The sequence below is a fragment of the Comamonadaceae bacterium M7527 genome (assembly GCA_021044545.1).
GTDB lineage: Bacteria > Pseudomonadota > Gammaproteobacteria > Burkholderiales > Burkholderiaceae_C > RS62.
Genome location: CP087990.1, coordinates 577,360 through 599,072 on the forward strand (window position 1 = coordinate 577,360; position 21,713 = coordinate 599,072).

General features: G+C 58.1%; 16 protein-coding genes and 4 pseudogenes. 2 read left to right on the top strand and 18 right to left on the bottom strand.

Translation table 11 applies throughout. The features are described 5' to 3' along the window. Nucleotides 1-14 precede the first annotated feature (14 nt). Nucleotides 15-830: an NRDE family protein gene (locus LN050_02760; protein ID UFS56790.1), complete on the top strand. Its 816-nt coding sequence runs from the start codon at nt 15-17 to the stop codon at nt 828-830. On the opposite strand, the gene LN050_02765 is transcribed toward LN050_02760, so the two are convergent. Next, nucleotides 805-1,671, bottom strand: coding sequence for a YbgC/FadM family acyl-CoA thioesterase (locus tag LN050_02765; GenBank protein UFS56791.1), 867 nt, complete (start codon nt 1,669-1,671; stop codon nt 805-807). The two genes, LN050_02760 and LN050_02765, sit on opposite strands and share 26 nt — an antisense overlap. A 21-nt stretch (nt 1,672-1,692) precedes the next feature. Beyond that, nucleotides 1,693-2,427, bottom strand: a pseudogene (locus LN050_02770) (alpha/beta hydrolase). A 307-nt stretch (nt 2,428-2,734) separates the two neighbouring features. Between LN050_02770 and LN050_02775 the strand changes: the two are divergent. After that, nucleotides 2,735-3,871, top strand: coding sequence for an iron-containing alcohol dehydrogenase (locus tag LN050_02775; protein ID UFS56792.1), 1,137 nt, complete (start codon nt 2,735-2,737; stop codon nt 3,869-3,871). Nucleotides 3,872-3,946: 75 nt separating this feature from the next. Here the strand turns inward: LN050_02775 and LN050_02780 are convergent, their stop codons facing one another. The 16 genes and pseudogenes from LN050_02780 to LN050_02855 form a co-directional block, all read right to left on the bottom strand. After that, nucleotides 3,947-5,059 (bottom strand): patatin-like phospholipase family protein, encoded by a 1,113-nt coding sequence (locus LN050_02780; GenBank protein UFS56793.1) that lies wholly within the window; start codon nt 5,057-5,059, stop codon nt 3,947-3,949. Then, nucleotides 5,056-6,113 (bottom strand): annotated as a pseudogene (gene mgrA / locus LN050_02785) (L-glyceraldehyde 3-phosphate reductase). Before mgrA ends, LN050_02780 begins: the two are co-directional and overlap by 4 nt. 20 nt (nt 6,114-6,133) lie before the next feature. After that, nucleotides 6,134-8,502, bottom strand: a pseudogene (locus LN050_02790) (RNA-binding transcriptional accessory protein). A 180-nt stretch (nt 8,503-8,682) separates the two neighbouring features. Beyond that, on the bottom strand, nt 8,683-9,591 hold the full coding sequence (locus tag LN050_02795) for an SDR family oxidoreductase (GenBank protein ID UFS56794.1): 909 nt from the start codon (nt 9,589-9,591) through the stop codon (nt 8,683-8,685). A gap of 59 nt (nt 9,592-9,650) precedes the next feature. Then, the gene (locus tag LN050_02800; protein UFS56795.1) at nt 9,651-10,670 is read right to left on the bottom strand and encodes an NADP-dependent oxidoreductase; all 1,020 of its coding nucleotides are present in this window, start codon (nt 10,668-10,670) and stop codon (nt 9,651-9,653) included. Between the two features lie 69 nt (nt 10,671-10,739). Further along, nucleotides 10,740-11,162, bottom strand: coding sequence for a PaaI family thioesterase (locus LN050_02805; protein UFS56796.1), 423 nt, complete (start codon nt 11,160-11,162; stop codon nt 10,740-10,742). Between the two features lie 6 nt (nt 11,163-11,168). Further along, the gene (locus LN050_02810; protein UFS56797.1) at nt 11,169-11,960 is read right to left on the bottom strand and encodes an SDR family oxidoreductase; all 792 of its coding nucleotides are present in this window, start codon (nt 11,958-11,960) and stop codon (nt 11,169-11,171) included. 37 nt (nt 11,961-11,997) lie between these two features. Then, entirely contained in the window at nt 11,998-12,126 is a 129-nt protein-coding gene (locus LN050_02815) for a Dabb family protein (protein ID UFS56798.1), read from the bottom strand. 202 nt (nt 12,127-12,328) lie between these two features. Next, nucleotides 12,329-14,161 (bottom strand): acyl-CoA dehydrogenase, encoded by a 1,833-nt coding sequence (locus tag LN050_02820; protein ID UFS56799.1) that lies wholly within the window; start codon nt 14,159-14,161, stop codon nt 12,329-12,331. Between the two features lie 13 nt (nt 14,162-14,174). Continuing rightward, the gene (locus LN050_02825; GenBank protein ID UFS56800.1) at nt 14,175-15,350 is read right to left on the bottom strand and encodes an acetyl-CoA C-acyltransferase; all 1,176 of its coding nucleotides are present in this window, start codon (nt 15,348-15,350) and stop codon (nt 14,175-14,177) included. Nucleotides 15,351-15,436: 86 nt separating this feature from the next. Then, a complete protein-coding gene (locus tag LN050_02830) occupies nt 15,437-17,539 on the bottom strand; it encodes a 3-hydroxyacyl-CoA dehydrogenase NAD-binding domain-containing protein (protein ID UFS56801.1) in 2,103 nt (700 codons plus the stop codon). Nucleotides 17,540-17,731: 192 nt separating this feature from the next. Continuing rightward, nucleotides 17,732-17,953: a hypothetical protein gene (locus LN050_02835; protein ID UFS56802.1), complete on the bottom strand. Its 222-nt coding sequence runs from the start codon at nt 17,951-17,953 to the stop codon at nt 17,732-17,734. 59 nt (nt 17,954-18,012) lie between these two features. After that, nucleotides 18,013-18,852, bottom strand: a complete 840-nt coding sequence (locus LN050_02840) for an MFS transporter (GenBank protein UFS56803.1) — start codon at nt 18,850-18,852, stop codon at nt 18,013-18,015. A gap of 72 nt (nt 18,853-18,924) precedes the next feature. Further along, the gene (locus tag LN050_02845) at nt 18,925-19,623 is read right to left on the bottom strand and encodes an ABC transporter ATP-binding protein (protein UFS56804.1); all 699 of its coding nucleotides are present in this window, start codon (nt 19,621-19,623) and stop codon (nt 18,925-18,927) included. After that, nucleotides 19,620-20,385: pseudogene (locus tag LN050_02850) on the bottom strand (ABC transporter ATP-binding protein). Before LN050_02850 ends, LN050_02845 begins: the two are co-directional and overlap by 4 nt. After that, nucleotides 20,382-21,710: a branched-chain amino acid ABC transporter permease gene (locus LN050_02855; protein ID UFS56805.1), complete on the bottom strand. Its 1,329-nt coding sequence runs from the start codon at nt 21,708-21,710 to the stop codon at nt 20,382-20,384. Before LN050_02855 ends, LN050_02850 begins: the two are co-directional and overlap by 4 nt. Nucleotides 21,711-21,713 lie beyond the last annotated feature (3 nt).

Genomic DNA, 21,713 nt, shown 5'->3' on the forward strand with positions numbered 1-21,713 from the left:
GATAGAAAGCGCTTATGTGCCTTATTGCATTCGCCATAGGTGCTGCACCCCACTTGCCGCTGCTGGTGGCGGCCAACCGTGATGAGGCGTTTGGGCGGCCAACGCAAGGCTTGGCGAGTTGGCCCTTAACGTCAGACATCACGGTGCTGTCTGGGCGCGACATGGTGGCTGGAGGCACCTGGATGGGTGCGGGCAGTAACGGGCGTGTGGCGTTTTTAACCAATATCAGACCCACTTTGCCAGCCGCAACACCAGTTGCACCGACGGCCAGCAGCCGTGGCAGCTTGTGCACCCAATGGCTTGGTGGCATCAGCTTTGAGCGGTGGCTGATCAACAACCCTGCGAGCAGCTTTGAAGGCTGCAACGTGGTGTTGGGTGATGTGCTCACGCAAACATGGCATGTCGCGCGCAACAAAGCCAGCGCGCAACACACCGCAAGCGCTGGCGGCTGGTACACAAGCGCACTTGCGCCTGGCGTATACGCCTTGTCAAACGCAGACCTAGATACACCCTGGCCCAAACTGCTGCGGCTGAGACAGGCGTTGTCGGGTGTACTGGGTATGTCGCAGGCCGAGCGCCATGCATTGCTGCTGGCGGCCTTGCAAGACGATGAGCGCCTGACGCCCGATGCCTTGTCCAGCGTATTTGTGCGCTGGCCCCAGCAGCACTACGGCACGCGCAGCAGCACCTTGATGTGGCAAGGTGTTGGCCCAACTGGCTTCAACCAGGACTTTTATATGCAAGAGTGGCGCTATGACCAGCTGGGTCAGGTACTGGCCACGTCTGAAGCACAGCACCTGGCCGTCACACCAAAGGCTTGCTCATGGTGACGTGGTCTATGCCGGCCTCTACGAATAAATCGCCCTGTTGGGTAAAGCCCAGCTTGTCATAAAAGCGTTTGGCGCTGGTTTGGGCGTGTAGCAAAACAGTCTTGTCTCCACGGGCTTTGGCGTGCTCGCACAGCGCATGGAGAATGTGAGCGCCCTGCCCTGTGCCACGCAGCACCCGTGTCACCGCCATGCGGCCAATTTTGGACTGGCCTTGTACGCTGGGCAATAGTCGTCCTGTGGCCAATGCCTGACCCAAGCCATTGAACAACACCGCGTGCAAGCACTGGGCATCCATGTCGTCCCACTCGTCGTCCTGGCTAATGCCTTGTTCTTGTACAAACACCTCAGTGCGCACCTGTGAAGCCTGCGGCCCCAACGCTTGCCAGGTACCCACTTGTAGCTTTGTCACTGGCTGGCCTGACTCGTATTGCTCTATCACGCTGCGCAGCGCTGCGGGTATAGGCTTGCTGGTTTGGGTGCTGGGGTCGGCAAACACGTACACCAGCTCGGCACTGGTGAGCAAGGTGTCGCCGCGCGCAATGGTGGCGCTAAACGTCATGCTGGAGCGGCCCAGGCGTGTGCAGGACAAGCCTACGCTTAACAAGTCTTCATACACGGCTGAAGCGTGGTACTCCACCGTGGTTTTTTTGAGGTAGATATCTCCCTCAAGAAGGGCCATGGCCGCATGGTAGGGCAAGCCCAATGCGCGCCAGTAGCCTGCAATAGCTGTGTCTATGTAAGTGAGGTAGTGGGCGTTAAAGACAATGTGCTGGGCGTCTATTTCAGACCAGCGTACGCGCAAACGCTCCTGGTAGCGGTGGTTTATTGTGGTGGTGCTCATGTGTTGGCCAACAGTTAGGGGTTAGGCAAATGCTGCTTTGAGGGCCGCGCCTGCGTCTGCGTGCGCTTGACGGGCCTCTGGTATCGCGCGTTCCCAGTTTACAAAGCCGTGTACCACGCCCTTGTACACCTCCAAGTCTACGGTCACGCCTGCGGCGCGCAACACATCGCCATAGGCAATACCTTCGTCAAACAGCGGGTCACACTCGGCCAGACCTATCCAGGCCGGGGCAACACCTGCGTGATCTGCTGCGTACAAAGGTGCAAAGCGCCAGTCGTCACGTTGGTCCTTGTTGGGAATGTAGTGGTTGAAAAAGTAGGCAATGTCTGCGGCTGACAGCACAAAGCCGTCGGCGTACCTGGCATGTGAGTCGGTGTTGGCGTGCGCACCCACGCCGGGGTATATCAGCAGCTGCAACGCCAGGTCAATGTGGTGATCACGCGCCTGCAAGGCGCTTACAGCAGCCAATGTGCCGCCGGCACTGTCTCCGCTACAGCAATGGCATGGTGACAAATATGACGCGGCGCGAGTGCATCCACGTGTTGGTGTAACCACTTGAGGCTGTCAAAGGCGTCGTGCACGGCTGTTGGAAACTGGTGGTCTGGCGCCAGACGGTAGTCAACAGACACCACGGCGCAGCCCGCCGCTATTGCCATGTGCTGGCACAGCGCCTTGTGGGTGGCCGACGAGCCAATGGTGAAGCCACCTCCATGAAAATACAGCAGCACGCCACGCGCTTGCGTGTGTGGCACCCACAGCTTGGCATGCAGCCGCTGGGCGTCACGCGTAGGTATGGACAAGCTTTCGTCCACCAACATTGGCGCTGGGTCAATGCTAAGCACGCCAGCAGCTGCGGCATAAAACGCCCTGGCCGCCTGAACCGGCAACAAGTGCATGGGGGGTCTGGCAGCCTGGGCGATGCGTGCAAGCAAGTCTTTGATCTGGGGTGTGAGCATAGGGTCATCCTGGCGACGCACCAAACAGGCGCCTGGCAGCTAGCATACGGTAAGTTGTTGGCGTCAAGCGTCGCCCGCGTCTATGGACTATTGAGGAGTTGCACACCATGGGTTTGATCAAGTACATCACCGACATTGAATTTGACTGTGGCGCAGTGGCCAAACTAGGCGCCAGCTGTGTCGCCCATGGCATCAGCAAACCACTGTTGGTTACCGACGCCGGTATCAAGGCAGCAGGCCTGCTGGACCAAGTGATGGCACAGCTCAATGACCTGCCCGTAACAATATTCGACCAAACACCCAGTAACCCCACCGAGGCAGCCGTGCGCGCCGCAAGTGACTTGTACCTGGCCCATGGATGCGACGGCATTATTGCCCTGGGCGGTGGCTCCAGTATTGATTGCGCCAAAGGCGTAGCCATACTCGCTACCCATGGCGGCAGCCTTAAAACCTACGCCACCATTGAAGGCGGCTCTTCCAAGATCACCGAAGCCGTGGCGCCATTGATAGCCATACCCACCACAGCAGGCACGGGTAGCGAAGTGGCACGCGGCGCTATTGTCATCGTGAATGACGGACGCAAGCTGGGCTTTCACAGCTGGCATTTGGTGCCCAAAGTGGCCATTTGTGATCCTGAGCTAACGCTAGGCTTGCCACCCATGCTCACCGCCGCTACTGGCATGGACGCTGTTGCGCACTGCATGGAAACCTTTATGGCCGCGCCCTTTAACCCGCCCGCAGATGGCATTGCCCTGGACGGCTTGGCTCGTGCCTGGGCACACATTGAACAGGCCACCAATGACGGCAGCAACCTGGAGGCGCGCCGCCACATGATGAGCGCGTCCATGCAAGGCGCCATGGCGTTTCAAAAAGGCTTGGGGTGTGTGCACTCTTTAAGCCACAGCTTGGGCGGCGTGTCCCCGCACTTGCACCACGGCACACTCAATGCGATGTTTTTACCAGCGGTTATTGCGTTCAACGCCCACAGCGAGTCGGTACAACAAGAGCGCCGCCTAGAACGCATGGCCCAAGCCATGGGGCTGGACAACGCCGGTCAATTAGGTGATGCCATCAAGGACATGAACCTGCGCCTGAGGCTACCCACAGGGCTGCAAGCCATGGGCGTGCAAAGCAGTCAATTCGACACGGTGATCAAAGGCGCTTTAGCCGACCACTGCCATGCCACAAACCCTCGTATTGCCTCCGCGCAAGACTATGAATCGATGTTGGCGCAGAGTATGTAGCGCCGACCATACACTGTCTTTTATCGCCTTGCCTTGCAATGCCGCCCTGCGCCCAATTGAGACAGCTGGGTTGGGCTACAAGGCTTGCACCTGGCTCATATCAGGCTTGGCCAGCCAGTCTTGAAACTCATGGACCAAGCGTTGGCTTTCGTCCACAGCGGTTTGCCACACTTTTACGCGCCCAGCAAAGTCGTTGTTGTAATGCACGAAGTCGTGCCGGTCTGGCAGCTTGGCATTGGGCAGTGTGGCTACCCACTGCGGGTTAGGCGCTATGACCACCATGTGGTCTAACGCAGCGGTTGCAGCGTGTCTGTGCTTTAGCGTTTTGTCCAGCCAGCCCGGCACCACTGCTTTCTGAAAATGCGGGTACAGCACCACATGCTGAGGGTCTGTGCGGTAGCGCAAGTGCATGTGGTAGTCGGTAATGCCACCGTCCCAATAGGCGCCGGTGGGCGCACCAGGAATGTCGTGCACGGCGTCCAAGGCAAACGGAATCGAACAACTGGCGCGCAACGCCTGGTAGAAATTACCGTTGGTAAGCGCGCATTGCAGCGTTTTGATGTCAGAGGTGTCAAACGGCAAGGCCGCTGGCGCTGCGGGCGGCTCGCTCTGCTGGCCAGCCGCAGAAAACACCACGCGCTCAAGCCAATTGCCCAAGGCTTTGCGAGACAAGGCGTTGGCTACAAACGCACCGGCGTAGCCCAGTGGCGTAGTGATCCGCCCTTGCCTGTGCAACACGTGTTTGCCATGGCTTGTAACAACGTGTAGCTTGTAGCGCTCGTGGCCTAGTACTTGCGACACATGGTCATCGTAAAAGCTGTGCAAACTGTGGGCAAACGCGGCGCTAACGCTGGCTGAGCTGGGCATGCGCTTGCCTGGTGGGATGACAAACTCCTGACGAATGTAGTCGTGCTCCAGGCGTTGAAAGCCTGCCACGCTATCGGCCATACAAGCCGTGGCCATGCGCCAGGCACCAATGGATGCACCGACCAGGTCTATGGGCTGCGCGCTGTTACCAAGCCAGTCACCAAATAAAAACTGGTCCAGCCTGCAAAGCATCAAACCCTTTGGGCCGCCAGCTGCCGCGGGTATTGCGGCAACATGCTCTGGGCGCAAGCCCTCACGCTGCAACAAGGCACGGGCGCCAGGACCTGCATAAATGGCCAGTGCCTTGTTGCCGGCGCTCATGGGCGTTGGTCGGTGGAGGGTTTTTGCCACAAGTTGATACCGCCTTCAACCGCATGCTGGTCAATGGCAGCAAGCGTTTGTTCGCTGAACGCAAGTTGCTTGAGCGCACTCACCAGCTCTGTGATTTGTTCGGGCCGGCTGGCACCAATGAGTGCGGACGAGACTTGTGGGTTGCGCAACACCCAAGCCACGGCCATTTGCGCCAGGCTTTGACCGCGCGCTTGCGCGATACCGTTAAGCGCCTGGATACGAGCCAAGTTGGCTTCACTCAAATGCTCTTGCTTGAAGGAAGCACCGCCTGGTCGGTTGATGCGGGCGTCTGCTGGAACCCCGTTTAAATACTTGTTGGTGAGCAGGCCCTGCGCCAGTGGGCTGAACGCAATGCAGCCCATACCCTGCTCGCTCAGGGTACGCAACAAGTCTTGCTCTACCCAGCGGTTGAGCATGCTGTAAGACGGCTGGTGAATCAATGGTGTGATGCCCATGCCTTTTAGCAGCGCTGCAGCCTCAGCGGTTTTGCCCGCCGAGTAGCTGGAGATGCCCACGTACAAGGCTTTGCCTTGTTTGACAGCGCTGGCCAGGGCGCCCATGGTTTCCTCTAAGGCGTGTCGGGGTCAAAACGATGCGAGTAAAAAATATCGACGTAATCTAGCCCCATGCGTTGCAGGCTCTGGTCAAGGCTGGCCAGCACGTATTTGCGTGAGCCACCGCCCTGGCCATAAGGCCCTGGCCACATGTCCCAGCCGGCTTTGCTGGAGATGATCAACTCATCGCGGTAAGGCATGAAGTCTCGGCGCAAGTGCTGACCAAAGTTGATTTCGGCGCTGCCTGCGGGCGGGCCGTAGTTGTTGGCCAGGTCAAAGTGGGTAATGCCCAGGTCGAAAGCGGTGCGCAGCATATCGCGCTGCGTTTGCATGGGCGTGGCATCGCCAAAGTTGTGCCAGAGACCCAGGGTAATGGCGGGCAATTGCAGGCCACTGTTGCCGCACCGGCGGTAAATCATGCGCCCGTCGTAGCGGTCTGCCTGGGCGTTGTAGCGGTCTGTTGTTGTCATGGTGTGCTTGATACGTGGTGTTATTGGGCTTTGAGCTTGGCAAAGGCTTGGGCCATGGCCGAGTTGCCTTGAGCATGGCTGGCAGCGTGCCCCCTTGAGGGCGCACTGCGTTGCGTGCGGCATGCTCGAACTTGTTGTCGCGCGGCGCATCCTTGCGGGCCGCCACGGGTGCGTCCAGCTTCATGGTCAGGCTGATGCGCTTGCGTGTGGCATCCACTTCAACCACGCGCACCTTGACGATGTCACCGGTTTTCACAACCTCGTGGGCGTGGGTCACAAACTTGTTGCTGAGCTGGCTCACGTGAACCAAACCATCCTGGTGTACGCCTATGTCCACAAATGCACCAAAAGCGGCCACGTTGCTGACAGTGCCCTCCAGTACCATGCCTTCGCGCAAATCACGTATGTCCTCCACGCCGTCGTTAAAGCGCGCCACGGCAAAATCAGGACGAGGGTCTCGGCCTGGCTTTTCCAGCTCACTCAAAATGTCAGATACGGTGAGTTCGCCAAACTGCGGTGTGACAAAAGACTTGGCCGATAAGGTCTTCAGTACATCAGGCTTGCCCATGATGGCCTCGATGGGCTTGGCGGCCTGCGCCATGATGCGCTGCACCAGGTCATATGTCTCTGGGTGTACACCTGTCATATCCAGTGGGTTGTCTCCACCGCGAATGCGCAAAAAGCCTGCACTTTGCTCAAAGGTTTTGGCCCCCAAACCACTCACGTCCATCAGCTGCTGGCGGTTGCGAAACGCGCCGTTGCTGTCACGCCAGCGCACCACCGCCTTGGCAACAGTGGACGACAAGCCGGATACCCGCGACAGAAGCGGCACGCTGGCCGTGTTGAGGTCTACACCGACGGCGTTCACACAGTCCTCCACCACGGCGTCCAGTTGTTTGGCCAGGTCGCTCTGGTTGACGTCGTGCTGGTATTGACCCACACCAATGGACTTGGGGTCAATCTTGACCAATTCAGCCAATGGGTCTTGCACGCGCCGCGCAATACTGGCCGCACCGCGCAAGCTCACGTCTACGTCTGGCATTTCCTGGCTGGCAAACTCACTGGCGCTGTAAACAGACGCGCCAGACTCACTCACCACCAGCTTTTGCGGCACGGTTGCGCCATCGTGTTTGCTCATTAGTTTGATGAGGTCGGCTGCGAGTTTGTCAGTCTCGCGGCTGGCGGTGCCGTTGCCAATCGCGATGAGCGCCACCTGGTGCTTGGCACACAGTTGCGTCAATATATGCAAGGCACCATCCCAATCTTTGCGGGGCTCGTGTGGGTATACCGTGGCGGTATCGACCAGCTTGCCAGTGCTGTCCACCACCGCCACTTTGACGCCGGTGCGAATGCCAGGGTCAAGGCCCATGACAGGTTTGTTGCCAGCTGGTGCGGCCAGCAACAGATCGCGCATGTTGTCGCCAAACACTTTAATGGCCACTTGTTCAGCCGACTCGCGCAAACGGGTGAACAAGTCCCGCTCAACCGACAGGCTGAGCTTGACCCGCCAAGTCCAAGTCACGCATTTGCGCAGCAAGTCGTCGCTGGCGCGGCCCTGGTGGCTCCAACCCGCGGCCTGGGCAATCATGCCCTCGGCGAGACTGGGCGACTTTGCAGCGCTGGTGCTGTCTTGGTCAACACTGTCGGGCAACACCAGCTTGGCATCCAGCAAATTGAGGCCACGGCCTCGCAGCACTGCCAGCGCGCGGTGAGACGGCACGCGACCAATGGGCTCGGCGTAGTCAAAATAGTCTCTGAATTTAGCGGCATCTGCGTTGTGTTCGTCAACGCCGCTGGCCAGCTTGCTTTGAAAAAGGCCCTCACGCCACAACCACTCACGCACGCGCTGCACCAAGCCAGCATCTTCAGCCCAGCGCTCACTCAAAATATCGCGCACACCGTCCAATACGGCCGTTATGGTGGTGAAGTCTTCGCCGGCCTCGCCTTTTTCTGTGCGTACATAGGCCGCTGCCTGATCTTGCGGGTCCAGGGCGGGGTTTGCCAGCAATGCATCGGCCAGGGGTTCAATGCCAAACTCTTTGGCAATTTGCCCTTTGGTGCGGCGCTTTGGCTTGTAGGGCAAATAAAGGTCTTCCAGTTGTTGCTTGGTGGCGGCCGCAGCTATCGCGGCTGCAAGCGCTGCAGTGAGCTTGCCCTGCTCATCAATACTTTTGAGCACCACAGCCCTGCGGTCAATCAATTCCCTGAGGTAGGCCAAGCGCGCATCCAGTTCACGCAGTTGTACATCGTCCAGGCCACCTGTGGCTTCCTTGCGGTAGCGAGCAATAAAAGGAACTGTCGCGCCGCCGTCCAGTAAATCGATAGCAGCCTTGGCTTGCTCTGGGCGAATACGTATCTCTTGCGCGAGTTGCGCGGCAATGTCTGTCATGTGATGGGGTGTTAGGTGTTTGTAAGGCGCCTGATGGCGCGTCAATACGCCAGTTTGCCATAGCTGAGCGCACCTCCAACCCGCAGCCAAGTGCACAAGACCGGATCAATGCATGACACCCAAGCCATATGCTTAAGCGCTCAGTGGGCGCGCTGGCCTACAAGGCCAGCCAGTGCCTGCCTAGCGATCAGCGCTGCGCAGTGACTCGCGCAGCTGCTCGCCAACTTGCGGGCGCAACGCAAATGGGTCAGGCGGCTGCTCACCCGCGACCAGGGCCTTGAACCTCGCCTCTACAGTGGCCAGGGCTTGCGGGTGGCTGTAAATGTAAAACTGGTCGTCGCGAACGGCATCAAATACTTTTTGTGCGACTTCAGCCGCAGTCACCTTGCCGGCGTTGACCGCCTTGTCAGACATGGCCTGCCCAATGAGTTGACTGGGCGTGGGCTTGGCCGCTTTGAGGTCGGCAGGCCTGTTACGGTGGCTTTGGCTGATGCCAGTAGGCACAAAATAAGGACACAACACACTGGCACTGACCTGATCTGTGACCAAACGCAAATCCTGGTACAAGGTCTCGGTCAGCGCCACCACCGCGTGTTTGGAGACGTTGTAAATACCCATATTGGGAGCAGTCAGCAAACCAGCCATTGAGGCGGTGTTCACAATATGACCTTTGTAGTTTGGGTCTGCCTTTGCGGCCGCCAGCATCATGGGCGTGAACAAGCGCACGCCGTGAACAACCCCCCACAAGTTCACATTGAGCACCCACTCCCAATCGGCAACCGTGTTTTCCCATACCAAGCCGCCAGCGCCCACCCCAGCATTGTTGAAGACAAAGTGCGGCGCACCAAAACGCTGCTGCACATCCGCGGCCAGTTGGTTCATGGCCGCCTCGTTTGAAACATCAATGACGCGGCTCATCACCTGTGCGCCAGTGGCTTCAATCTCAGTTGCTGCAGCGCTTAGTGCATCGGCTTGCACGTCGAGTAGCACCAGGCGCATGCCGTTCGCAGCCCCTATGCGGGCGCACTCCAGGCCAAACCCCGACCCAGCGCCAGTCAGTACGGCGGTTTTGCCTTTAAAGCTATGCATTGTGTGTCTCCAGGTGATTCAGTAAGCCCATGCTCGCCAGCACAGCCGGTTTATCAATATCAGTCGCTGATTTTTACCAATTGCTTGCCAAAGTTTTTACCCTTTAGCAAGCCCAGGAAAGCCTCAGGCGCGGCGGCCAGGCCGTCGGCAATTGTCTCGCGGTACTTGAGTTTGCCGGTCGCAACCATGGTGCCCAGCTCCTGCAGCGCCTGTGGCCACAGCGACATATGCTCGCTCACAATAAAGCCCTGAATCTTGATGCGGTTCACCAAAATCAAAGATGGGTTTTGCATGGGCAGTGGCTCACCGTTGTAGCCGGCAATCATGCCGCACACCGCAATGCGCGCGAAGGCGTTTGTACGCAGCAGCACGGTGTCCATAATGGTGCCCCCAACGTTTTCAAAGTAGCAGTCCACACCGTTTGGCGTGGCTTCCTTGAGGGCTTTGTACAAAGACTTGGCGTCTGCATGCGCCTTGTAGTCGATACAGGCATCAAAGCCAGCTTCGTTGACGACAAAATTGCACTTGTCAGGGCCGCCGGCAATACCGACCACGCGGCAGCCGCGTGCTTTGGCCAACTGGCCCACCGCCGTGCCGACTGCGCCGCTGGCCGCACTGACCACCACGGTCTCGCCCGCCTTGGGCTCGCAAATTTGCGTCAGACCCACCCACGCTGTCACACCCGGCATACCCACGGCGCCCAGGTAGGCGCTAAGCGCAATGTGCTCGGTGCTGACCTTGCGCAGCATGCCAGGCTCGTTGCCGTCCACCACGCTGTAGGTTTGCCACCCGCCCATACCGACCACGCTGTCCCCTACCGCAAACTTGGGGTGGGCGCTGGCCTCCACCACGCCGACGGTGCCGCCGATCATGACCTGGTCCAGCGCTTGCGCTTGCGCGTAGCTTTTACCTTCATTCATGCGCCCACGCATGTAGGGGTCCAGGCTCAGAAACTGGTGCCTAACCAGCACCTCACCGTCTTTCAGCTCTGGCGTGTCACTGGTTCTAAGCTCAAAGTTGTCAACAGTGGGTTCACCTTGTGGGCGGCTTTTTAAAACGATATGTGGATTGCTTGGCATGAGTGCCTCCTTGAAAACGGGCAATGGGTCGTGGTTGAAACATAGGCGTGAGGCTATACGCCGCAGAACTTATGTTGCTTTGTTGAGTGGCTTGACCTGGCCTTTGCCAGCGGCCAGCCTGGGAATAAATTTAAAAGTGCCGCTGGCATGCACACACAAACGCCCCTTTGCGTCAAACACCTTGGCCTCGGTAAAGGCCATGGTTGCGGTGCGGTGCAGCATGGTTGCTACAGCCTCCAGGCGGCCAACAGCGGGTTGCATAAAGCTGGTTTTCATCTCAATGGTGACGCAGCCCATATCAGGCTCAACGCTGCGTGCCGCGTGAGCCATGGCCACGTCCATCAGCGTCATGCTGGCGCCGCCGTGCGTCACGTCAAAGGAGTTGAGGTGTTCAGGTGCAGGCGTATAGGCAATGCGGGCCTGGCCGTCGGCCATGCTCAGCAATTCAAAGCCCAGCAGCTCTACAAAAGGAATGCGTACTGAAAAGTCCATGCTGGGTTATCCGCCGCAAATGGCACTAACCCCGCCGTCCACAGCCAGCCACTGGCCAGTGATGTGCTTGCCGGCGTCGCTGGCGTACAGCAGGCACAGGCCTTTGAGGTCTTCGTCGTCCCCCAGTCGTCGCAATGGCGCGCCTGCCTTCAAGCGGTCTTCGCCCAGGTGCTCCAGGGTACCCTTGGTCATCTTGCTTGGGAAAAACCCCGGGCAAATGGCGTTGACCGTAATGCCGTAGTGGCCCCACTCGCCTGCCAGTGCACGGGTGAAGTTCACCACCGCGCCCTTGGAGGTGTTGTAGGCAATGGTCTTCATCTCTGCGGGGTTGCCGCCCAGGCCTGCAATAGAGGCCACGTTGATGATGCGCCCAGACCTGCGCTCAATCATGCTGCGCTTGGCCACCATTTGGCTGAGCAAAAAATAGCCGCGAACGTTGAGGTTCATGACCTTGTCCCAGGCCTCAATGGGGTGGTCTTCAGCCGGTGCACCCCAGGCCGCCCCCGCGTTGTTCACCAAAATATCAATGTTGCCCATTTGCTGCAGGGTTTCATCCACCACATGTTTGATGCCGGCCTCGTCGGCGCAATCTGCAGCAACCCAGCGCGCGTCAATGCCGCGAGACTGCAGATGAGCTACGGCCTCTTCAAGCTCGGCAGACTTGCGCGCAGTGATCATCACCTTGGCACCGGCCTCGCCCAATGACTCGGCCATTTGCAAGCCAAGTCCACGAGAGCCGCCGGTGATGAGTGCGTTTTTGCCGTCTAGGTTTAACAGTTGTTGAATGCTGCGTGTCATGGTGTTGTCTCCTGTTGGTGTTGGCGTGCTGCGTGTCTCAAACGGTGTAGTCCATACAGTGGCGTGAAGCCACCGCTTGCTTCATGAATGTTTTAACGGGTGCGTGCTGTGGATGCTCCTGGTAAGCGTCCAGTGCAGCTTGTGACGTAAAGGCGCTGTACAACACCAGGTCGGCGGTGCAGGCTGGGTTGTCTGCCCCAAGGCCACTTCAAATGCCTCTATGCCGTCTACCAGTTGTGCACAAGACTGCAGCAACGTGACGGCTTGCACCAAGTTGTCGGCCTTGCTGCCCGTAGGGGTCTGGTCTTGAAAATTCCAAAAAACGATATGTTTGATCATGCTGTGCGTCATTCCCTGCGGCTAAGCCGTTAAAAGGCCTCCACCGCCACGTTGGCACAGGTTTGGTCGCGCGACTGCGCCACACCAAGCCATGCGCCCACTTTGGGCAATTCATAGTTAAAGAAGTAGGTGCAACAGGCCAGCCGGCCCGCGTTGGCAGTTGTTGTTGTCTGGGTGGTGGCCGTTATGGCAACATCCAGCCAAATCCACGCCAGCACCACATGGCCAAAGGCTTGCATATAGGGCACTGCGTTTGCCAGCGCTTGGCGTGCGTTGGGCGACCCGTCAAACGTCCAGATGGTTTGCGTTGCCACCGCCAGCGCATTGATCTGTGTCTGCAACTGCGCGGCAAAGTGGGCCAGTGTGTCATGCGCCGCGCCGCGGTGAGCCGTAGCTTGCATGCGCTCTACCAGCAGGCCAAACGCCTTGCCTTTGTTCATGATGACTTTGCGCCCCAGCAAGTCCATGGCCTGCACGCCGTGCGTGCCCTCATGAATCATGTTCAAGCGGTTGTCCCGCCAGTACTGCTCTACCGGAAAATCCCGGGTGTAGCCGTAGCCGCCGTGAATTTGAATGGCCAACGAGTTGGCCTCCAGGCACCACTCGCTGGGCCAGCTTTTTACGATAGGCGTGAGCACCTCTAGCAAGTCGTGCGCTTGCTCAGATTGCATGCCATCACTGGTTTTGAGTGTGTCTACCAGGCGTGCGCAATACAGCGCCAAAGCCAGTGCACCTTCGCTATAACTTTTTTGTGCCAGCAACATGCGCTTGACATCTGCGTGCTCAATGATGGCCACAGGCGGCGCACTGGGGTCTTTGGCCGCGCCGTCAATATGCCTGCCCTGCGGGCGGTTTTTGGCATACGCCAGACTGGCCTCAAAGCCTGCGTAGCCCAACATGGTGGCAGCCATACCAATGCCAATACGGGCCTCGTTCATCATGTGCATCATGCACTTGAGCCCTTCGCCTGGCTTGCCCACCAGATACCCCACCGCGCCCGCCTGGCCATTCACAGGGTATTTGCCTTCGCCGAAATTGAGCAATGTATTGGTGGTGCCGCGCCAGCCGCATTTGTGATTCAGCCCAGCCAGTGCAACGTCGTTGCGCACGCCCGTTAACTCGCCATCCGCGCCCACCAAGTGTTTGGGCACTACAAACAATGAAATACCGCGCGTACCAGCGACCAACTGGCCGCTTTGGTCTGGAATTTTGGCCAGTACCAAATGGATGATGTTGTCGGTGAGCTCGTGTTCACCGCTGGAAATCCACATCTTGTTGCCATGCAGCCTGAAGCGGGGACCCAATGCATCGGCCTCGTAGTCGGGACCGTCGGGTGTGGCACGCGTCACAATGTCGCTAAGACTTGAGCCTGCTTGCGGCTCAGACAAACACATGGTGCCGCTAAAGCGCCCACTGAACGCTTGGGCTGCAAACACTTGTTTTTGCCTGGGCGTGCCATGCGCCATCAGCAAATTGGCGTTACCCACTGTCAGCAGGCCGCTGCCTATGCTCACCGATGCTGCGGCAAAAAACGAATTGGCTGCAGACTCAACGGTTTGGGGCAGTTGCATGCCACCCCAGTCGTAGTCTTGACCAGCGGCCAGCATGCCTGACTCGGCGTAGGCCTTATTGGCGTCATGTGTGGCTTGGGGCAAGTGCACGCGTTCGCCATCAAAGTGTGGCTCCTGCGTGTCTACCAGACGGTTGAACGGCGCGAACTTGTCACGCGCAATACGCTCGCAGGTGTCAAGCACTGCGTCAAAGGTCTCACGGCTGTGGTCTTCAAACCTGGGCACCTTGTTGAGCTGCTCGGCTTGAAGCCAGTCGTACAACAGGAAATTGAGCGTCTCGCGCAAAGCCATGGCCGCCCCGCCCCTACAAGACTTCAAACACGCCAGCTGCACCCATGCCACCACCAATACACATGGTGACGCACACGCGCTTGGCGCCACGACGCCTTCCTTCGATGAGTGCATGGCCGGTCAAGCGTTGACCGCTTACGCCGTAGGGGTGGCCCAATGCAATCGCACCGCCGTTGACGTTGAGCCTGTCGGCCGGAATACCCAGCTTGTCGCGGCAGTACAAGACTTGCACGGCAAAGGCTTCGTTGAGTTCCCACAAGTCAATGTCGGCTACGGTCAGCCCCAGCTTTTTAAGCACCTTGGGCACGGCAAACACAGGGCCAATACCCATTTCGTCGGGCTCACAACCGGCGACGGCAAAGCCCAAAAAGCGGCCCAGTGGCTTTAAGCCCTTTTGACTGACCAGCTTCTCGTTCATCACCACGCAGGCACCCGCACCGTCAGAAAACTGGCTGGCGTTGCCTGCCGAGACAACACCACCTGGCAGGGCTGAGCGAATGCCAGAGATGCCTTCTTTGGTGGTGCCATCACGAATGCCTTCATCGTGCTCGACGGTGACTTGTCTGGTCATGAGTCCCAGCTTTTTGTCAGCCACGCCAGCGGTTACGGTAATAGGCGCAATTTCGTCGGCAAACAAGCCGCCATCGCGTGCGGCACAAGCGCGTTGCTGGCTGGTCGCGCCGTACTCGTCCATGGCATCACGGCTGATGTTGTAGCGCTTGGCCACTTGCTCTGCCGTTTGCAGCATGCTCCAGTACACCTCAGGCTTTTGCTTGAGCAGGCTCATGTCCTGAATCATGTGCAGGTTCATTTCCTGTTGCACACAAGAAATGCTCTCCACGCCACCAGCCACATAGGTGTCGGCTTCGCCCGCAATGACGCGCTGCGCCGCCAATGCAATGGTTTGCAGGCCAGACGAGCAAAAGCGGTTCACCGTCATGCCGGACACGTCAACTGGGCAGCCCGCTTTCAGCGCGATTTGTCGTGCAATGTTGGCGCCCGTTGCGCCCTCTGGGTTGGCACAACCCATGATGACGTCTTCAACCTCACCGGCTTCAATGCCTGCGCGCGCTATGGCTTGCGCCACGGCGTGGCCACCCAGGGTGGCGCCATGTGTCATGTTGAAAGAACCCTTCCAGCTTTTGGCCAAAGGGGTACGGGCAGTTGAAACAATCAATGCGAATGTCATGAAGCTAATCCTTTTAGAGGCAGCGCCAGCACTTGGGGTGGCGCTGACATACAGAAGTTAATGCAGTGCGAACAGGTGGCCGCGCGTCAGCCTGTGAAGGTTTTGCCTTCAGCAACCAGGCGTTTGAGTAAAGGCGCGGGCTGCCAGAATGAGGCGTCGTCCTGCGGGTTGGCGGCAAACTGCTTCATGCGCTGCAACACGTTGAACAATCCGTACTCGTCGGCGTAGCACATGGGGCCGCCGCGCCACAGCGGGAAGCCATAGCCCGTGAGGTACACCATATCGATGTCGCTGGCCTTGCTGGCAATGCCCTCTTCCACGATGTGCGCAGCCTCGTTGACCAACGAGAACACCAAACGGTGCACGATTTCGTCATCGCTGATGGTGCGCACAGGCTTGCCCTGCTTGGCGCGGTAGTCGGTGAGCATGTCTTCGACCAACTTGCTGGGAATAGCCTTGCGCTGGCCTGGTGCGTAGTCGTACCAACCTGCACCGGTTTTTTGGCCAAAGCGGCCCAGCTCGCACAGCAAGTCGGCGGTTTTGCTGTAGGTCAGGTTGGGCTTTTCGACGGCACGACGCTTGCGAATGGCCCAACCAATGTCGTTACCCGCCAAGTCACCCATGCGGAAGGGTCCCATGGCAAAGCCAAACTTCTCAACAGCCTTGTCAACCTGTTGGGGTGTGCAACCCTCGTCTAGCAAGAAGCCTGCTTGACGGCTGTACTGCTCAATCATGCGGTTGCCAATAAAGCCGTCGCACACGCCAGACACAACAGACGTTTTCTTGATGGCTTTGCCCAGAGCCATCACAGTGGCCAATACGTCTTTGGCGGTTTCTTTGCCGCGCACCACTTCAAGCAGCTTCATCACGTTGGCGGGACTGAAGAAGTGCGTGCCAATCACGTCTTGCGGGCGCTTGGTAAACGCGGCAATGGCGTCTACGTCCAGTGTTGACGTATTGGTCGCCAAAATGGCACCGGGCTTCATCACCGCATCCAGCTGCTTGAACACAGCTTCTTTGACGCTCATTTCTTCAAACACAGCCTCTATCACCATGTCCGCATCTTTAAGGTCTGCGTAGTCCAGTGTGGTGGTGAGCAGGCCCATGCGCTGGTCCAGTTTCTCTTGCGTGAGCTTGCCCTTCTTCACTTGGGCTTGGTAGTTGTTGCGAATGGTGGCCACACCACGGTCTAAGGCTTCCTGCTTGGTCTCCAGCATGACAACCGGCATGCCTGCGTTCAAGAAGTTCATGGAAATGCCGCCGCCCATGGTGCCCGCACCAATGACGGCCATTTTTTGAACATTGCGCTTGGGCGTATCAGCTGGCACATCTGGAATTTTGCTGGCAGCACGGTCAGCCATAAAAATATGGCGCAACGCACGGCTTTCAGCAGTCCACATGAGGTTGATGAACAGCTCGCGCTCAAAGGCCATGCCATCGTCAAACTTGCGTTTGGTAGCAGCTTGTACAGCGTCCAGACACTTTTCGGGTGCTGGAAAGTTCTTGGCCATACCCCGCACCATGTTGCGGGCAAACTGAAAGTAAGCGTCGCCCTCTGGGTGCTTGCACTTGAGGTCACGCACCAGTGGCAATGGCCTGTTATCCGCGATGCTGGCGGCAAAGGCCTTGGCCTCCTCCAGCAAGCTGTCTGCACTGGCAGCAAGTTTGTCAAACAGCTTTTGACCAGGAATGGCGGCCAACATTTCGCTGTTAACAGGCTCGCCGCTCACAATCATATTGAGCGCCGCCTCAACACCAATCACGCGTGGCAGGCGTTGGGTGCCGCCCGCACCCGGCAACAAACCCAACCTGACTTCGGGCAGCGCCACTTTGCAGCCAGGCGCAGCCACACGGTAGTGGCAGCCCAATGACAACTCAAGACCGCCGCCCATGCACACAGAATGAATGGCCGCCACAACGGGCTTGGCCGACTGCTCTATCAGCTTGATCACGCTCAGCAAATTTGGCTCGGCCATGGCTTTAGCCGTGCCAAACTCGCGTATGTCCGCACCACCTGAAAACGCTTTGCCAGCGCCCGTGATCACAATGGCCTTGATGGCCGCATCAGCGTTGGCCTGCTCCATGGCGGCCGCTATGCCCTGACGAGTGGACAAACCCAATCCGTTAACCGGTGGATTGTCTAGGGTGATCACGGCAATATTGCCGCTGGCAAGGTAGTGCGCTGTCATGAAGCCTCCAATAGTGTTTATCTCAACGAAGTCGATGGGTGGACCAGCAAAAAACGAACGACCGTTCGCTTTTGTGAAATGGTATCCGAAAAAAGTAAGCTGCTTGTCTCTGTTGGGACAAAGTAGCGCCCGTGCAAACCACACCCCAGACTGCTCACCATGACCCGCACCAGATCTTTTAGCTTTACGCTGTCATTGCGTTTTACGAGCCTGCCACGCCACATATACCGCCAGCGCTGGCACCAGCCAAAGCGCTGCGCGCAATGAACTGGCGTGCGCCACCCAGCCCAATAGCGGCGGTGCTACCAACATACCCATGGCACCCATAAATGCAACAGTGGCCAGGGCCTGGCCGCCGTTGTTGCCGTCTATGTGCCCTGCGCAGCGCATTAGTACCGGCACGGCCAAGGACATGCCCAAGCCTATAACGAAGTAAGCCGGCACAACAACCCATGGTGTGGGCCACATCAAACTCAAAGCCATGCCCGCCGCAGCCAAGCCACCACTGGCTTGTAATACGCGCACATTGCCCACCCACTCAATGATCTGATCGCCCAATAGGCGCCCGCCCACCATCGCAAACGAAAAGGCCGCGAATGCTGTGGGTGCCTGCGCCAAGCTACGCCAACAACGTCGCGCATGTACAAGCCACTCCAGTCCCCTACGGCGCCCTCCACCACATAGGCACACACCACCATGGAGCCCACCATCATCACAGGCCCTTGCCACTGCATGCGTGGCGCACGTCTTGGGCTATGGGCATGGTGCGGCTCAGGCACAAGTGCGTGGCCGTTGAACAGCAGCAAGGCTGCCCACACAGCACACACTGCCAACATGTAAAGCCACGGTGGCATGTGCCAGCTCAGGGCAAAGCCAACACCCAAGGCACCACCCAACGCCCCCAGACTCCAACACGCGTGAAAGCGCGACATCAGAGCGCGTGACGCGGCGCGCTCTTGTACAACGGCTTGGGCGTTAATGGCCACATCCATGGCCGCCGCCGGCATGCCCACAACAAACAGACACGCGCACAACCACCACAGGTTTGGCGCCAATGCAATAAACGGCACAAAGCACGCCATAGCAACAGCACTGGCCACGGTTAGACGCGCACTGCCGTAGCGCGCTAGCAAATGCCTCACCAGCGGAAACGTCACCAAACCGCCTATGCCAGCGCACAAAAGTGCAAAACCGACTTGCTCATGACTGAACGCGCGCGCATCGCGCACCCACGGAATCAAGCCCAGCCACGTGCCAAACATCATTCCAAGCGCGGCAAATGCGCCGCGCAGCGTCCAAATAGCGTGTGTCATATCAACCAACAAAAAAGGCGCTGTGCCCATGCGGCAAGCGCCTTGATGATAGTGGCTGACCAGGCACTAAAGCTAGCCGCTGACCTCGAGCCATTCCTGGCGTATGTCGCTGCGCTGTTTGAGCTCGGCGGGCGTGCCCTCAAACGCAATGCGGCCATGTCCCATCACCGCCACACGGTCCGATATGTCCATGGCAATGGTGAGTTTTTGCTCGATCAACAACACACTGACGCCTTTACTTTTGAGCATTTTTAAGTAGCCCGCTACTTGCTCAACCACCATGGGCGCCAGGCCTTCAGTGGGCTCGTCGATGATGATGAGGTCAGGGTCTCCCATGAGGCTGCGGCACAGCGTAAGCATTTGCTGCTCACCGCCAGACAAAACGCCTGCTTCGGTGTTGGCGCGCTCTCGCAAGCGTGGAAACAACGCGTACATATCGTCAAATGACCAACGTGGGTTGGTGTTTTTACGCTGTTGGCCCAGTAATAAATTTTGAGCCACCGTGAGCTTGGGAAAAATATCGCGCGACTCCGGCACATAGGCCACGCCAGCTTGGGCCATTTTGAACGGTGGTGCGCCCAGCATGTTGGTACCGCCCCAGTGCACCTCACCCGTGGCATGCACCAAACCCATGATGGCTTTGGCCAATGTGGATCGCCCTGAGCCGTTACGCCCAAGCAAGGCAACAATTTCGCCTTGGCCAATGCTCAGGTCGACACCATGCAAGATATGGCTTTTATCGTAAAAAGCGTTTAGGTTCGAGATGTTCATGCGTTGTCTTGCGCCTCAAGCACTGCGCCCAGATAGGCCTCTTGCACCCGTGGGTTGTTTTTGACCATGGCTGGTGTGTCAAAGGCAATCACCTCCCCGTACACCACCACCGCAATACGGTCAGCCAACTCAAACACCACGCCCATATCGTGCTCAACGGTGAGCAGGGTTTTACCTTCGGTTACCTTGCGGATCATGTGAATAAAACTGGTGGTCTCGTCCACGCTCATGCCAGCGGTGGGCTCGTCCAGCAAAATCACGTCAGCGCCGCCACCAATGGTGATGCCCACCTCCAGCGAACGCTGCTCAGCGTAGGTCAGGTTCATGGCCAACACGTCCCGCCTGGCCTGCAAGCCCAGCATGTCAAGCAACTGGTCTGTGCGCTGGTTGGCATCTGTCAGGCCAGACAGGGCGCGCCAAAAGTTGTAGCGGTAGCCCAATGACCACAACACGCTGCAGCGCAGGTTTTCAAACACGCTCAGCTTGGGAAAAATATTGGTGATTTGGAAGCTGCGCGACAAACCAAGTCGGTTGATCAAAGGGGCGCAAGCCCAATATAGATTGCCCATGTAGCGCAATGTCACCGGCGCTTACGCCAAAGCGCCCGCTGATCAGGTTGAACAGGGTGGACTTACCTGCCCCGTTGGGGCCAATAACGGCCACACGCTCACCCACTTCAACACTCAGGTCAATGCCTCGAATAATTTCGGTGGCACCAAAATTTTTGCGCACACCGCGCAGTTGCAATGCCGGCGTACTCATACGCTACCTTCTAAAGCTGTCGCAGCAGCTGGACCAGGGCCACTGGCGCGCTTGCTGTGCAAGGCCTCCAGCTGCGCCATGCGCTGACGCTGGCGCTGCTCTATGGCCGCTTGTACGTCAGACCAGCTGCGCGCAAATTTGCGTCTGGCCCACTCGAACAAAGCAGCGCCCACCAACGCCAGCAAACTGGCTTGCACCCATGGCATAACCACGGCGGTATCCCAAGACATGCCGTACATCTGCAGCACAGGGTCAATGCCAGCGTTGAGTTGGCGGTGGTACAGCATTTCAACCAGCACGGTCACGCCCACAAAGCCCGGCACTGATGCCCCCGCCAGCACGGCATAAGGCTTGAACAAGGCCCCCATAAAGCCTTCTTTCCACACACGCACGTTGTGCAACAAAATGCCAGCAAAGCCACCCGGTGCGTACATCACCATGAATACAAAGATAAGACCCAAATACAACAACCACGCGTTGGTGAACTCGGAGAACAAGACCAAGGCCAACACCATCAAAATGGCACCTAATATGGGGCCAAAAAACACGGTGGCGCCGCCCAAGAAGGTAAACAGCAAATAGGCACCAGAGCGCTGCAAGCCGACCACTTCGGCCGTGACAATTTCAAAATTGAGCGCCGACAGGCCACCTGCGATACCTGCAAAAAAACCTGCAAACACAAAGGTGATGTAGCGAACCATTTGGGTGTTAAACCCGACAAACTCAACACGCTCAGGGTTGTCGCGGGTGGCGTTGAGCATGCGCCCCAGTGGTGTGCACGTAAACGCATACATCAGTGCCGTACACACAAAGGTGTACGCCGCAATCAGGTAGTACAGCTGGACTTGCGGGCCGTAGGTGATGCCAAAAGGCGTGGCGCCGGTGACGCGGTCACCGCTGATGCCGCCCTCACCGCCAAAAAACTCTGGAAACATCAGCGACATAGCCCACACCAGCTCACCCACACCCAGCGTAATCATGGCGAATGGCGTGGCTGCTTTTTTGGTGGTCACCCACCCCAGCACCACGGCCACCAAAGCAGCGCCTATGCCGCCAGCAATTGGAATGGCGCTCACTGGCAGCCACCATTGACCGTCGCTGACCAGGTTCAACGTGTGAATGGCTAAAAAACCACCCATGCCAGAGTAGACCGCATGCCCAAAGCTGAGCATGCCGCCCTGGCCCAGCAGCATGTTGTAGCTCAGACAAACGATGATGCCTATACCCATTTGTGACAACAAGGTGCGTGACAAGGAGCTGTCAAACAGTATGGGCGACACCGTCAGGACAAAGGCGAAAGCCCACCAAATTGCATAGCGTTTCATGGT

Coding starts and splice junctions, on each gene's coding strand:
- LN050_02760 (UFS56790.1), top strand. CDS start 15: ATGTGCCTTATTGCATTCGCCATAGGTGCTGCACCCCACTTGCCGCTG.
- LN050_02765 (UFS56791.1), bottom strand. CDS start 1,671: ATGAGCACCACCACAATAAACCACCGCTACCAGGAGCGTTTGCGCGTA.
- LN050_02775 (UFS56792.1), top strand. CDS start 2,735: ATGGGTTTGATCAAGTACATCACCGACATTGAATTTGACTGTGGCGCA.
- LN050_02780 (UFS56793.1), bottom strand. CDS start 5,059: ATGAGCGCCGGCAACAAGGCACTGGCCATTTATGCAGGTCCTGGCGCC.
- LN050_02795 (UFS56794.1), bottom strand. CDS start 9,591: ATGCATAGCTTTAAAGGCAAAACCGCCGTACTGACTGGCGCTGGGTCG.
- LN050_02800 (UFS56795.1), bottom strand. CDS start 10,670: ATGCCAAGCAATCCACATATCGTTTTAAAAAGCCGCCCACAAGGTGAA.
- LN050_02805 (UFS56796.1), bottom strand. CDS start 11,162: ATGGACTTTTCAGTACGCATTCCTTTTGTAGAGCTGCTGGGCTTTGAA.
- LN050_02810 (UFS56797.1), bottom strand. CDS start 11,960: ATGACACGCAGCATTCAACAACTGTTAAACCTAGACGGCAAAAACGCA.
- LN050_02820 (UFS56799.1), bottom strand. CDS start 14,161: ATGGCTTTGCGCGAGACGCTCAATTTCCTGTTGTACGACTGGCTTCAA.
- LN050_02825 (UFS56800.1), bottom strand. CDS start 15,350: ATGACATTCGCATTGATTGTTTCAACTGCCCGTACCCCTTTGGCCAAA.
- LN050_02830 (UFS56801.1), bottom strand. CDS start 17,539: ATGACAGCGCACTACCTTGCCAGCGGCAATATTGCCGTGATCACCCTA.
- LN050_02835 (UFS56802.1), bottom strand. CDS start 17,953: ATGTCCTTGGCCGTGCCGGTACTAATGCGCTGCGCAGGGCACATAGAC.
- LN050_02840 (UFS56803.1), bottom strand. CDS start 18,852: ATGACACACGCTATTTGGACGCTGCGCGGCGCATTTGCCGCGCTTGGA.
- LN050_02845 (UFS56804.1), bottom strand. CDS start 19,623: ATGAACATCTCGAACCTAAACGCTTTTTACGATAAAAGCCATATCTTG.
- LN050_02855 (UFS56805.1), bottom strand. CDS start 21,710: ATGAAACGCTATGCAATTTGGTGGGCTTTCGCCTTTGTCCTGACGGTG.